This is a genomic window from Parabacteroides sp. AF18-52 (genome assembly GCF_003479145.1).
GTDB classification, from domain to species: Bacteria; Bacteroidota; Bacteroidia; order Bacteroidales; family Tannerellaceae; genus Parabacteroides; species Parabacteroides faecis.
In genome coordinates this window covers 866,594-880,873 of record NZ_QUGR01000001.1, presented here as the reverse complement: position 1 = coordinate 880,873, position 14,280 = coordinate 866,594, and the positions used below count along the sequence as shown (strand labels likewise).

Annotated in this window: 10 protein-coding genes and 1 riboswitch; of the genes, 8 read left to right on the top strand and 2 right to left on the bottom strand. The window is 44.5% G+C overall.

Annotated features, from left to right (window positions below):
* Positions 1-22: 22 nt before the first annotated feature.
* On the top strand, positions 23-3,004 hold the full coding sequence (locus DWX23_RS03670; protein ID WP_122373437.1) for a glycoside hydrolase family 2 TIM barrel-domain containing protein: 2,982 nt from the start codon (positions 23-25) through the stop codon (positions 3,002-3,004).
* Between the two features lie 110 nt (positions 3,005-3,114).
* Here DWX23_RS03670 and DWX23_RS03665 read toward each other — a convergent pair whose 3' ends face one another.
* Positions 3,115-3,582, bottom strand: a complete 468-nt coding sequence (locus DWX23_RS03665; RefSeq protein ID WP_122373436.1) for a GAF domain-containing protein — start codon at positions 3,580-3,582, stop codon at positions 3,115-3,117.
* Between the two features lie 76 nt (positions 3,583-3,658).
* Between DWX23_RS03665 and DWX23_RS03660 the strand changes: the two genes are divergently transcribed.
* The 3 genes from DWX23_RS03660 to DWX23_RS03650 all read left to right on the top strand — a co-directional run bounded on the left by DWX23_RS03660 (position 3,659) and on the right by DWX23_RS03650 (position 6,642).
* Positions 3,659-5,011, top strand: coding sequence for an MATE family efflux transporter (locus DWX23_RS03660; protein ID WP_122373435.1), 1,353 nt, complete (start codon positions 3,659-3,661; stop codon positions 5,009-5,011).
* A 45-nt stretch (positions 5,012-5,056) separates the two neighbouring features.
* Positions 5,057-5,698, top strand: a complete 642-nt coding sequence (locus tag DWX23_RS03655; RefSeq protein WP_122351505.1) for an AAA family ATPase — start codon at positions 5,057-5,059, stop codon at positions 5,696-5,698.
* Positions 5,699-5,715: 17 nt separating this feature from the next.
* Positions 5,716-5,811: riboswitch (TPP riboswitch) on the top strand.
* 60 nt (positions 5,812-5,871) lie between these two features.
* Entirely contained in the window at positions 5,872-6,642 is a 771-nt protein-coding gene (locus DWX23_RS03650; protein ID WP_122373434.1) for a sulfide-dependent adenosine diphosphate thiazole synthase, read from the top strand.
* A gap of 91 nt (positions 6,643-6,733) precedes the next feature.
* Here the strand turns inward: DWX23_RS03650 and DWX23_RS03645 are convergent, their stop codons facing one another.
* Positions 6,734-7,696 carry a hypothetical protein gene (locus DWX23_RS03645; RefSeq protein WP_122373433.1) on the bottom strand — a complete coding sequence of 321 codons (963 nt, stop codon included), beginning with the start codon at positions 7,694-7,696 and terminating at the stop codon, positions 6,734-6,736.
* A 524-nt stretch (positions 7,697-8,220) separates the two neighbouring features.
* On the opposite strand from DWX23_RS03645, the gene DWX23_RS03640 reads away from it, so the two are divergent.
* The 4 genes from DWX23_RS03640 to DWX23_RS03625 all read left to right on the top strand — a co-directional run bounded on the left by DWX23_RS03640 (position 8,221) and on the right by DWX23_RS03625 (position 14,249).
* A complete protein-coding gene (locus DWX23_RS03640; protein ID WP_233587484.1) occupies positions 8,221-8,613 on the top strand; it encodes a DUF6769 family protein in 393 nt (130 codons plus the stop codon).
* A 93-nt stretch (positions 8,614-8,706) separates the two neighbouring features.
* Positions 8,707-9,945, top strand: a complete 1,239-nt coding sequence (locus tag DWX23_RS03635) for an efflux RND transporter periplasmic adaptor subunit (protein WP_122373431.1) — start codon at positions 8,707-8,709, stop codon at positions 9,943-9,945.
* 15 nt (positions 9,946-9,960) lie between these two features.
* On the top strand, positions 9,961-13,071 hold the full coding sequence (locus DWX23_RS03630; RefSeq protein WP_122373430.1) for an efflux RND transporter permease subunit: 3,111 nt from the start codon (positions 9,961-9,963) through the stop codon (positions 13,069-13,071).
* Positions 13,068-14,249 carry a TolC family protein gene (locus DWX23_RS03625; RefSeq protein ID WP_122373429.1) on the top strand — a complete coding sequence of 394 codons (1,182 nt, stop codon included), beginning with the start codon at positions 13,068-13,070 and terminating at the stop codon, positions 14,247-14,249. The genes DWX23_RS03630 and DWX23_RS03625 overlap by 4 nt, the downstream gene beginning before the upstream one ends.
* The last annotated feature ends 31 nt before the right edge of the window (positions 14,250-14,280 follow it).

Genomic DNA, 14,280 nt, shown 5'->3' with positions numbered 1-14,280 from the left:
AACTATAAAACATGAAACATATATGAAAAAAACATTATTACTCTTGAGTAGTTGTTTCCTGCTCAGTCAGGGAATAGGTGCGGCAGATTCATCGGAGACACTCTCTCCGGAGTCTTCTTTCCTGATCCCTTGTAAAATAGCGGGGGTAGATTCACCCTCTTTGCTATTGAATGGCGATTGGCAATTCCGTTTTTCTCCGAAAGGAAAATGGAATACCGTCCAGGTTCCCGGCGAATTGGCTATGCAAGGTTATGCCATCCAACACGATACTCCATACCTTTATCGTAAATCATTCACTCTTCCTGCGGATTATAAAGGCAAACGTACGATACTACGTTTCGATGGTGTATATAGCCATGCAGTTCTTTCAATAAACGGAAAACAGGTCCGTGAGCATCATGGCGGCTTTACCCGTTGGGAAACGGACGTGACGGATTATGTTCGTCCGGGTGCGAAAAATGAGATACAACTGGATGTAACTGACCGTATAGACGATATCTCTTATGCTTCCGGATACGCCCATCATCCGATAGGCGGTATCCTGCGTGATGTGACTGTTTTTGCTTTGCCGGAAACCTATTTCTTTGATTTTGCAGCGGAGACACACCTCGATACGCTTTACCGCGATGCCGTGCTGAAAGTATCCTATACCGGTAGGACCACGGGAAATACAGAGGTTACCTATGCCTTGACCGATCCTTCCGGAAAGAATGTTCCGTTGTCTCAATCTGTTTTTGCACTGAAAGAGAATGATAATATCCATGAACTTCCGGTGTCTGCCCCTTTGAAATGGGATGCCGAGCATCCGAACCTTTATACCCTTACCGTAGCCCTTCGTGAAGGAGGAAAGGAGATCAGCCGCTTCATTAAGAAGGTCGGCTTTCGGGATGTAAAGATCGTAAAAGACCGTATGCTGGTTAACGGAAAGCCGGTTAAGTTACGCGGTGCTTGCCGCCACGATATCCATCCCACATTGGGACGCACCACGACTGCCGAACTCGATAGTCTCGATGCCCTCCGTTTCAAACAATCGAATATGAACTTTGTGCGTACTTCGCATTATCCGCCTTCTGAAAAGTTCCTTGAGTATTGCGACCGCTTCGGTATCTATGTAGAGTGTGAAACGGCTGTTTGTTTTGTCGATACCTATCGCCAGAAGAATTATGCCCCGGGTAAGACACAAGATAGTACCGAGTTTACACCTCGTTATTTGTCGCAATGCCGTGAAATGGTAAAGTCGTTCTGCTCGCATCCATCGATCCTTTTCTGGTCGATCGGTAATGAGAGTGTGTACGGAAAGAATTTTCAGGCTTGTTGGGATTGGGTGAAAGCGACGGATACGACTCGCCCTGTTATCTTCAGTTATCCCGGTTCGGTAGGTGAGAAGAAGCCGATATATGATATTCTGAGCATGCATTATCAGGATGTGGATGGAAACCTGAACCAATGGGGACGCGCCACCCGTAACTTCCAAGGACATGGTATCCCGGCTCTTTTCGACGAATGGGCACATCCTGCTTGCTATACCTATAAAACATTGCAGGACGATCCGAATATCCGTGAGTTCTGGGGAATCTCCCTCGATAAGATGTGGAGCGGTTTGTTCGATGCTCCCGGCGGTTTGGGCGGTGCCATCTGGGGATATATCGACGAGACATTTATGTTACCCGAGCCTAAGATGGGTACTTCTTTCTGGAAGGAGTTTGCCCATACTGCCAAGCCGGAAGACTTTCAGGGGAACTGCGTAGGATATGGCGAATGGGGTATTGTAGATGTCTGGCGTCGTGAGAAACCGGAGTTCTGGTCTACCAAGAAAGCCTATTCACCAGTACGCCTGTTAGCGGAGCAGGTCAGTGATTATACAACGGGTGAACGTCTGGTTCTTCCGGTATATAACCGTTTCGATCATACGAACCTGAATGAGATAAAAGTACGTTATCAATATAACAGTATGGAAAAAGATATCCGGATGGCTTCCATCGAACCGCATCAGAAAGGTGTTCTGATCCTTCCCGCTGAAGACTGGAAAGAAGGTGGCGAACTGCTTGTCAGTTTCCTTACAGCGGAGGGAGATTTGATCGATGCCTCGCTTGTCACATTAGGGCAACCTAAAATCACACTGCCGCAACCGGATCGTAAAGGTTCGCTACTGGTCGAGGAAAGTGCTGACCGTATCGTGGTAAAAGGCGATCGTTTTGAAATCCCGTTCAGTAAAGAAACCGGCCTGATCTGTCATGCAACGGCCGACGGGCAGGTCTTTATAGAAAAAGGTCCTTTCCTGAATCTGGATATCAACCTGAACCATCTGACGGGAGCCGAAGTGCGTAAGAGTGCAACCAAGTTCCTTACATCGGATGCCGACTGGCAGAAGCAGAGCATCACTTATACAAAACAAGGCGATAATGTCCTGGTTATCCTGAACGGTCGTTATAATGATGTGGATACGGATATCCGTCTATTGATCTCTCCCGAAGGACGTATGGAGATCAATTACCTGACGAACGGACAACCGAATGGTTTTCTGCGTGAAACAGGTCTTTCTTTCTATCTTCCTGAAACGATGGACCGGCTGAAATGGAAACGCCGGGGACATTGGAGCTATTATCCTTCCGGTGCTTTTGCAGGCAATGAAGGAGAAACCTCTCTCTATAATCCGAACAAAGTGCCTTATGGAGCCCGTCCGGAACAACCCTGGCAGTGTGATACGCACAATTATTATTATTGGGCAGATGCCGGAGCGAATTGCGATCGCCCGCTTACTCAAATGGCAAAAGGAATGAAAGAAAATATCTATTTCTATACGTTGAATGCCGGTAATACAGGAAAAGGCTTATCGGTTCTTTCACCGGATGCCACTGTAGCCTGCCGTTCAAGTAAACGCGCAGATGGCCAATTGATCCTGTACGTCAACAACCGTTGGGATTATCCGGAAATTGCCTGGGGAAATTATTGTAAGACATTGGAGGCTAACCCTTGCTATGGCAAGATAGAGATTGTCTTCTAAATATTACAAAAGCCTATAAATGAAGATGTGTCAAAATAGATAAACCGTCTGCGTTATCTGCGTCTGGTAAATATCAATTCTGGCACATCTTCATTTATATTATGTTACGGTTAAATCAACCGGCATATCTTCTCCAGATAAACAGCATCTGTCTCATCGAAACTATTCAACTCATCGCTGTCGATATCGAGTACAGCTACCACTTTCCCGTCACGAATAACCGGAACTACAATTTCAGATTTCGAATCGGAGTTACAGGCAATATGTCCGGGGAATAGATCTACGTCAGGAACAATTTGAGTGGTTGCCTCTTTCCATGCCGTACCGCAAACACCTTTGCCATACCGGATACGTGTGCAAGCTATCGATCCCTGAAAAGGAGCGAGCACCAGCATATCGTCTTTGACTATATAGAAACCGACCCAAAAGAAATTGAATGTCTGTTTCAGTGCCGCTGCTACATTTGCCATATTGGCGATCGTGTCGTTTTCACCAGCCAGTAATGACTCTATCTGGGGGAATAGTGTTTGATACTGCTGCTCTTTATTTCCAACGCTTATGATTAAGTTCTCTGCCATCTTTTAAACTATTATAGTAGAACAAAGGTAAAAATTAATCGGAAATATCCGTACCTTTGCATATCAATTGGTTTTTATGGCAAAAGAAAACTCTCCTCTGGTATTAGGTACCGAACGTATTGGAAAACTGCTTACGCAATACGCTATTCCGGCGATTATCGCCATGACGGCATCTTCGCTTTATAATATGGCAGACAGTATTTTTATCGGACATGGGGTTGGGCCGCTGGCTATCTCCGGTCTGGCTCTGACCTTTCCGCTTATGAACCTGGCGGCAGCTTTCGGTTCGTTGGTCGGGGTAGGGGCTTCTACGCTTGTGTCTGTTAAATTAGGGCAGAAAGATTACGAAGGTGCAAACCGGGTTCTCGGCAATGTATTAGTGCTGAATGTCCTTCTTGGCGTCGCTTTTACCTTTGTCTTTTTGTTCCTTCTCGATCCGATCCTTTATTTCTTCGGGGCTAGTGAGAATACGATATCGTATGCACGCGATTATATGCAGATCATTCTCTATGGAAATGTGGTCACACACATGTATTTGGGATTGAATGCCGTATTGCGTTCATCCGGTTTCCCGAAACTGGCCATGTATGCGACACTGGCTTCGGTCGTGATAAACTGTATATTGAATCCGATCTTTATCTTTGGATTCGGCTGGGGAATCAAAGGTTCCGCATGGGCTACTGTGATTTCTCAGGTGATTTCACTGACCGGACAGATGATCCATTTTTCCAGACCGTCGCAATTGCTTCATTTTAAGAAAGGTATTTATAAATTGAAGAAGGAGATAGTAAAAGGTATCCTGTATATCGGTATGTCTCCTTTCTTGATGAATCTCTGTTCTTGCCTGATCGTCATCCTGATCAACCGTGGATTGAAGGAGTATGGCGGAGATATGGCTATCGGGGCCTATGGTATTGTAAACCGTATCATCTTCCTGTTTGTAATGATCATTATGGGCTTCAACCAGGGTATGCAGCCGATTGCCGGATATAATTTCGGCGCCCGTTTATATCCTCGTGTGACGGAAGTGACCAAGCTGACGATGAAGTGGGCGATAGGCGTTGCAACGACGGGTTTCCTGTTATGCCAGTTGTTCCCGACTCTGATCGTGAATATGTTTACGACCGACGATGAATTGGTGAAAGCTGCTGTGTTCGGTCTTCATATCGTATTTGCCGTCTTCCCGATCGTGGGGTTCCAGATGGTGGCAACCAACTTCTTCCTTTCGATCGGTATGTCAAAGAAAGCGATCTTTTTGTCGCTTACCCGTCAGTTATTGTTCCTGATCCCTTGTTTGATCATCCTTCCCCGTTTCTTCGGAACGTTAGGTGTCTGGATCAGTATGCCGGTAGCCGACACGATCGCAACGGTCGTAACAGCAATTGTACTGGTAAATCAATTCAGGAAGTTTAAACATGTACCAAACTAAAAAAATATTGTATATTTATCGCAGGATAATCAAATCTGGTAATTTATGGATAACAAGATCATATTGACCATTGGCCGTCAATTTGGCAGCGGTGGACGAGAAGTAGGGCAGAAGTTGGCGAAAGCGCTGGGCATCGCTTATTATGATAAGGAATTGATGGCGATAGCAGCGAAAGAGAGCGGCTTGAGTGAGGAGTTTTTTGAGAAAGCGGACGAACGGGCTTCCAGCGGACTGTCATATGCATTTACTATGGGATATTCCTATATGGGAATGTTTACACCTTACAACGACATTTTGTCGAACGACGGATTATTCAAGTTTCAGAGTGACGCTATCCGCAAGTTGGCGGCTGAGCAGTCGTGTGTCTTGGTAGGACGTTGTGCAGACTATATCCTGCGTGACGATCCCGACTGCCTGAGTTTCTTTATTCATACCACTCCCGAACATCGTATCCAGCGTATTATAGAAAGACAAGATGTAACTGTCGAGCAGGCAAAAGAATTGATGATGAAAACCGATAAATCGCGTGCCGCTTACTATAATTATTACACCAATAAAGAGTGGGGAGTTGCTTCTTCTTATAATTTCTCTATCGATGTATCTGTATTGGGTGTAGACGAAACAGTAGGGTTTATCAAAGACTTTGTTGAACGGAAAATGAATAAGCGGCCGCCACATTTCGGATAATTTATTATCTTTGCTGCGACTTATCATAGGGGTGCCTTAATATACAGGCTGAGATTATACCCATAGAACCTGCCCGGGTAATGCCGTGAAGGGAGAATCGGTAGAATTGCTAAATAAAGGAGAGCTTTACCTCTATGTGCTCTCTGATGTTTAAACACTAATTATTTAATGTAATGGAACAGATCGTTTCAACAGGAATTATTGACTCTTATTTTGCAAAACTGAAGAGCAACTTATCAATTGATGTGGCTATCGTAGGTGGTGGCCCTTCCGGTATCGTAGCAGCTTATTATCTGGCTAAAGCCGGTAAAAAAGTGGCTCTTTTCGACCGTAAACTGGCTCCCGGCGGAGGTATGTGGGGCGGTGCTATGATGTTTAATGATATTGTCGTACAGGAAGAAGCTATGCCGATCGTAAAGGAGCTGGGTGTTTCTTATCATGATGCAGGCAACGGTACTTATATAATGGATTCGGTTCATACTACTTCTGCATTGATCTATCAGGCAACAAAAGCCGGTGCTACTATCTTTAACTGTTATTCGGTGGAAGACGTAGTATTCCATAACGATGCCGTAGCCGGTGTTGTAGTGAACTGGGCTCCGGTAATCCGCGAAGGTATGCATGTGGACCCGCTGACTATTATGGCTAAAGCTGTATTGGAAGGTACAGGACATGACTGCGAAGTAGCCCGTACAGTTGCCCGCAAGAACGATATCCGACTGAATACTCCGACAGGCGGTGTGATCGGTGAACGTTCATTGAATGTGGAACTGGGTGAACAGACTACCGTTGAAAACACAAAAGAGATCTATCCGGGATTATTTGTTTCCGGTATGGCTGCCAACGGAGTTAGCGGAAGTTTCCGTATGGGGCCGATCTTCGGCGGTATGCTGATGAGCGGAAAGAAAGCCGCAGAACTTATCTGTGAAAAGCTGAATAAGTAAGATCAGATAATGATATCATATGAAAAGGACGGAAATCTATAGAAGATAACCGTCCTTTTTCAATTATAGTAACATAAAAACTCATGCCTTTTTACATATTCTCTACAATCTCCCGTTGTTTCTTGAAGAACTGTATCCGTTGCATTTCGCCGCTTTCGGATATCATCGTGGAGAATTTACGTAAGGACTGAATCCATTCCTTCATATTTTTGCACATCTCTTTATCCCTCGAAGTGATCGAGTTGATTGAAAAAATCCGGATCAGGCTTAATTGCAGGCTCGATGTTTCCACATAGCTGTATGTAGCTTCAAAATTGATGTTAGATATATATATATGTATATCTTTACCTGTATCAAATTTGCCTTTGGAAGCAATAGTTTCCAAATCGTCTAATAGCTTGAGGAGTTCTTCTTGTAATTTAGTGACTTCTTCTTCTGTAATTAAATGAATACTGGCGAAATATTTTATATCGTTCACCAGATAGTTAAACATCATGCTATCCCATATATAATGTGTTGTTTGTATATATGAACTAGCTTCGACAAATGCCTTTTGGGCACGCTTAAGATCATCGGATATATTCAGTTCTGAAAAGTTCTTTACACAATTTACCTTTTCATTCTGGTACATCCATTTGAATAGCCGGAACCTGGACAAATTATCGTATTTCAGGTAATAAGTCTGGGGGATCATATTTGAAGCCGTACTAAGTTCCGAGGTCGGATCATCCCGTAAGGATTCAAATAATTCAACGTAGTGGTCAAGAATCGCGTAATACGTTTTGATAGGATCTGAATAATGTAAAAGATTCAGGTCGAACATTGCGTTATTGGTATAGCTTATACCCACGATCTGATCCAGGGAAACTCCCAATTTCTTTGAAATTATAGAAGCTTCATTGAGGGTGAAAGGGACTTCGCCGCGTAATCTTCTGTATACGGCTTCTTTTCCTATATAAAGAATATCCATCAGGGTGTTCGCTAAGTTGACCCCATCCGGAATTTTATCTTTCATTACCTCGATCAGATTTGTATTTAATACATCTGTATTCATTCCAATTCTCCCTTTTAAATAATATATATGTTCAATTATTAAACAATAAACAATGCGTATTGTTTCGGAAAACGCAACAATAGACGTTAAAGTGTCTCCATGTTACTTATTTTCGAAAAAGACGAGTCGGTAAATACTTGAATGAGAAATAGACGCGTCTCAAAATACCTTATTTGCGAAATAGAACTCCCGTATTTGCTTCGTAAATTCGCATATCTCAATTAAGAGAGACGGCAATGATGGTTTGAACGAATAGTTATTGCAGTTTAATATTAATACTAAGTGATGTTAATTGAAATAGCATTAGAATGGATGAACTTTATTTTATTTTAGTCTTAGATTTTTTGTTTATAAATTATTGACCTAACCAAACATTTGCTTGTATAATCAGAATGAGTAGACCACTAATGCTAATACCATGAACAACTGTCCGGCTGGGAGGTGACTCTCGGCCGGTCTTTTTTTCTATATATCTGCTGTTTGCCTTTGAGTTGCAAAATAAACTTTTTACTTTTGCAACATAAATGATGAGAGCGAAGAAACATATAATCCGTTACATAATGCTGGTGGCAAGTATCATCATGCTGCTTTCGGTTGTGGTGCCACATCATCACCACAGTAACGGTATGCCTTGTTTCAAATCGTTGACTGAACATAACCATAAAAGCTCGTCTTCCCACGATTGCGGATGCAACGGGCATAATCTGGCCCTTTTTATATCTCTTTTGTCACATGTGACAGATGGTGATGTAAGTCACTTACTTTTCCCTTTGCAAGTTTTATTTGATTATATTAACCCTCCTGTTCCGTTGTTGTACGGACAAACGTTCGATCGTGAACGAGCCTTTTATATTGAGTCTCTGCACGATACCTGGATCACGTGCTCCGGCGGACTGCGTGCCCCTCCTGTGTTATAATTGTTTCTGATAGGAGCGAACCTTATTCGCATTCCGGTGTTTTAAGCAAGACGCCGAACTATTTTATTTGCATTTATAACATATTATAATACAATGAGAAAGATATATTTATTGTGGGTTTTATGTGCCTACATATTCGCAAGCTGTAGTGGCGGAGCTGCTAAGCCTGAAGAGCATAACCATGATCATGAAGCACATGAACATGAAGAAGGACACGATCACGAACATGAAGGTCATGATCACGAACACGAGGGAGACGAGCATGAAGGCCATGATCATGGGAACGAAGCTGCAGCAGGTGCACATTCCAACGAAATCATTTTTAAAGAAGAATTGGCGAAAGCTGTCGGGCTGCAGACAAAAGTGATGGAACCGGCTTCTTTTACGGATGTTATAAAAACCAGTGGAAGCGTACTGGCAGCACAGGGGGATGAAACAACGGTGGTTGCGACAGTTCCCGGTATTGTGACATTCGGTCGTTTATCATTTGTTGACGGTACTCCGGTAAAGAAAGGGCAGGCGATCCTGAGCCTGGCTTCCAGCTCCCTGTCGGAAGGGAATGTAGCTGCCCGTGCCAAATATGCATACGAAACAGCCAGGAAAGAATATGAGCGTATGCAGCAGTTGGTAGGAGATAAGATTGTTTCGGCGAAAGATTTTGAACAGGCACGTTTGAATTATGAAAATGCAAAGGCTGCTTATGATGCTGTTGCCGGTAAGCAGACAGAGAATGGCGTGTCGGTGGTATCTCCGATGAACGGATATTTGAAGAATCTTCAGGTAAAAGAAGGGGACTATGTGACAGTGGGGCAACCGCTGGCAACTATCTCTCAGAATAGCCGTCTGGTGCTTCGTGCCGAGGTTTCGGAAAAGTATTATCAATATCTTCCGGCTGTTCAGTCTGCTAATTTCCGTACTCCTTATGATGAGCAGGTATATAAGCTTTCCGAGCTTCACGGACGGCTGCTTTCGTATGGAAAAGCATCGGATGCCAATTCATTCTATATTCCTGTTACTTTTGAGTTTGACAATAAAGGGGCCGTTATTCCCGGTTCTTTCGTCGAGATTTATCTGCTTGTTACTCCGATGCAGGAGGTGTTGAGTGTCCCTGTTTCCTCCCTGATAGAAGAACAAGGAATTTATTCTGTATTTATCCGTCTCGATGAAGAAGGTTATAAAAAGCAGGAAGTAAAACTGGGAGCGAATAATGGTTCTGAAGTACAGATATTATCCGGCTTGAAACCGGGTGACGTGGTCGTAACACAAGGCGCTTATCAGATTAAACTCGCCTCTGCTTCTAATGCTATTCCGGCTCATACTCACAATCATTAATGGGAGGAGCAGAATATGTTGAATAAGATAATATATTACTCGCTGCATAACAGATTGGTAGTCCTGATCTGTGCATTGCTGCTGATGATAGCGGGAACTTATACAGCCTTTCATACGGATGTAGACGTGTTCCCCGACCTGAATGCTCCGACCGTGGTTATCATGACCGAAGCAAACGGGATGGCTCCTGAAGAAGTGGAACGTCTGGTTACTTTCCCGGTCGAAACGGCTGTAAACGGAGCGATGGATGTACGCCGTGTACGTTCTTCTTCTACCACCGGATTTTCGGTTGTATGGGTGGAGTTCGACTGGGGAACGGATATTTACCGTGCCCGTCAGATCGTTTCCGAGAAACTGGCGGTTGTAAGTGAAAGTCTTCCCGAGAATGTAGGGAAACCGACGTTGGGGCCGCAGTCTTCTATCCTGGGTGAAATGATGATCATCGGTCTGACGACAGACGAAACAAAAGCCTCAGGTGAAGGTACTCTCCCGACGACACAGATGGACCTGCGTACGATAGCCGACTGGACAATCCGCCCGCGTTTATTATCTACCGGAGGTGTGGCACAGGTAGCCGTAATTGGGGGAGATATCAAAGAATATCAGATTTTACTCGATCCTGCCCGCATGAAACATTATGGAGTAGGGTTGAATGAGGTGCTGACAGTTTGCCGTAACATGAACCGTAATGCAAATGGTGGTGTCTTGTACGAATACGATAATGAGTATATCATTCGTGGTGTCCTTTCTACTCCGAAAGCGGAAGAACTGGCAAAAGGTGTGATCAAGACTGTGGACGGTTTTCCTGTTCTGCTGGAGAATGTGGCTACGGTGAAAGTAGGAAGCAAAAGCCCTAAATTGGGTACGGCATCCGAACGGGGCAAACATGCTGTCCTTATCACGGTTACCAAGCAGCCGAATACCAGTACGATCGATCTGACAAATAAACTGGATGAAATTGTGGCTGACCTTCAAAAGAGCTTGCCTGCCGATGTAAATATATCTACCGATATTTTCCGTCAGAGCCGTTTCATCGACAGTTCTATTAATAATGTAAAGAACAGTTTGTTTGAAGGAAGTATCTTCGTGGTGATTGTGCTCTTTCTTTTCCTGATGAATATCCGTACAACGGTGATCTCGTTGGTGGCGTTGCCTTTGTCATTGCTGGTCTCTATCCTGGTTTTGCATTATATGGGGCTGACCATTAATACGATGTCGCTGGGAGGTATGGCGATTGCTATCGGATCGTTGGTGGATGATGCCATTGTCGATGTCGAGAATGTATATAAGCGGATACGTGAAAACCGGATGTTGCCTCCCGACGACAGGCGTTCGATCCTGGATGTTGTATATGATGCTTCTCGCGAAGTGCGTATGCCGATCCTGAACTCGACGTTGATCATTGTGGTGAGTTTCGTGCCTTTGTTTTTCCTTCATGGAATGGAAGGGCGTATGCTGGTTCCGCTGGGAATTGCATTTATTGTCGCTTTGTTCGCTTCTACAGTCGTGGCACTTACTTTGACACCGGTTTTGTGTAGTTATTTGCTGAACCGTAAAGCAACCGATAAGAGAATAGATAAAGAATCGTGGGTTGCCAATAAGCTGAAAAAGGTGTATGGCGCAGCGTTGAAGGTGGCTTTGGCACATAAATCGATCGTGTTGGGCTGTACAATAGGATTGTTCGTCGTATCGTTGGGAATATTCTTTACGTTGGGACGTAGTTTCCTTCCTCCTTTCAATGAAGGATCTTTCACCATCAATGTAAGTTCCTTACCTGGGATTTCATTGGATGAGTCTGATAAGATGGGACACCGTGCGGAAGAATTGTTGATGCAGGTTCCGGAGATACAGACTGTGGCTCGTAAGACAGGACGTGCCGAACTGGATGAACATGCCCTGGGTGTAAACGTATCGGAAATAGAAGCTCCGTTCGTCTTGAAAGATCGCAGCAGGGAAACAGTTATGAACGATGTACGCAAGAAGCTGTCAACCATCAGCGGAGCCAATATCGAAATCGGCCAGCCTATTTCCCACCGTATCGATGCGATGCTTTCGGGAACGGAGGCCAATATTGCGATCAAACTGTTCGGAACCGATTTGAACCGTTTGTTTACGATCGGTAATGATATCAAAAACTCTATCCAAAGTATTCCGGGCCTGGTCGATTTGAAGGTGGAGCAGCAGATCGAACGTCCGCAGCTGACCATTACTCCCAAACGGGAACTTATGGCTAAATATGGAATACCTCTGCCGGAGTTTGAAGAGTATATTAATGTTATGTTGGGAGGTGAAGTAGTCAGCCAGGTATATGATGACGGAAAGACATTCGACCTGACTGTAAAGACTTCCGACGAAAGCCGTGCAACCATGGAGGATATCCGTAATCTGATGATCGATGCCGGAGGGAAGAAGATACCGTTGAGTTATATTGCCGAAGTCCGTTCCGTAACGGGTCCGAATACGATCAACCGCGAGAATGTACAACGTAAGCTGGTCATCAGTGCAAACGTATCCGAACGTGACCTGCGTAGTGTCGTAAATGATATCCAGAACAAGATCGGGAATTCTATCCAGTTGCCCGAAGGTTATCATATCGAATACGGCGGACAGTTCGAAAGCGAACAGGCTGCCAGCCGGACTTTGTTATTGACATCTTTGATGTCTTTACTGGTAATCTTCCTGTTGCTTTATAATGAATTCAAGAATGCGAAGGAGAGCGGTGTGATCCTGTTGAACCTGCCGTTAGCGTTGATCGGTGGTGTGCTGATCTTGTGGATGACATCCGGTGAGATCAGTATTCCGGCTATTATCGGTTTTATCTCCCTGTTCGGTATTGCTACCCGAAACGGTATGTTGCTGATCAGCCACTATACTCAGTTGCGCAGTGAAGGTTTTTCTGTATATGATGCAGTGATACACGGTTCGCTGGATCGTTTGAATCCGATCCTGATGACAGCCTTGAGTTCTGCGCTGGCTTTGATCCCGCTGGCATTGAACGGAGATCTGCCGGGTAACGAAATACAAAGCCCGATGGCCACTGTGATCCTGGGAGGGTTGCTGACGTCTACCTTCCTGAACGGATTTATTATTCCTATTGTCTATCTTTTAATGAATAAGGAGAAATGAAACAATTCATAGTAATCACTCTGTTGGCTTCGACCGTACTTTCTGCGAGCGGACAACATTCTATAGATGGGGTCCTGAGTAGTATCGAAGCTAACAATAAAGAATTGCAGGCAAATAAACAGCTTACAGCTTCCAAGAAACTGGAGGTAAAGCTGGATAATAACCTGGCCGACCCGTCGGTATCGTATGTACATCAATACGGTAACCGTGAGGGGATGGGGATGCAGGGAGAGTTGGTCGCTTCCCAATCATTCGACTTCCCGACCGTGTATGCTCAGCGGAGTAAGTTGATTAAGTCGCAGGCTGTCGGCTTCGATCGTCAGGGGGCCGAATTCCGTCAGCAGATTTTGCTGCAGGCTAAAGAAGTCTGTCTGGATCTGGTTTTACTGAATCAGCAAAAAGCATTGTTGGACCAGCGGCGGGAAAACGCGGAACAGTTAGCCGCTTTGTATGCTACCCGGTTGGAATCGGGTGATGCCAATATTCTGGAGACAAACAAGATCAATCTGGAATTGTTGAATGCAAAGACGGAAGCCCGTATGAATGAATCTGCCCGTATCGCTAAATTGCAGGAGTTGGCAACATTGAACGGCGGGATCGCTATCGAGTTTAACGATACGACGTATGCTCCGGTTGAAGACATTCTCTCTTTTGAAGAACTCTGTCAGGAAGCTGTCACTTCCAATCCGCAGTTATTGACATTGAAAAGTGAACAGGTGACAGCTCGTCGCCAGATAAGTGTCAATAAGTCGAAAGGTTTGCCGGGTCTTGAGTTGGGCTATCGTCTGAATACAGCTTCCGGTGGCGAACGCTTTAACGGTTTCCTGGTGGGAGTCAGCATCCCTTTGTTCTCTAACAGGAACAATGTTAAGCAGGCAAAGGCACAGGCTCTTTACACAGACTTACAGTTGGAGAGTACAACGACCGCTATTGAAAGCGAATTGCACCAGTTGTATAACCAGTCAGTTGCTTTGCGAACTTCGATGGATGAATACAATACGGTACTGAAGAGCCAGAATAGCTTGGCTTTGCTGAACAAGGCAATCCAGACCGGACAGATCAGCATGATCGAATATTTTGTCGATATAACGACTTTGTATCAGAGTATGCAGAATTATATGCAATTACAGAATGAATATCAGAAGGTGATGTCACAACTTTATAAATATAAGTTGTAGTCTTCCTTTAGTGTTAAAAGATTAAGGTTCA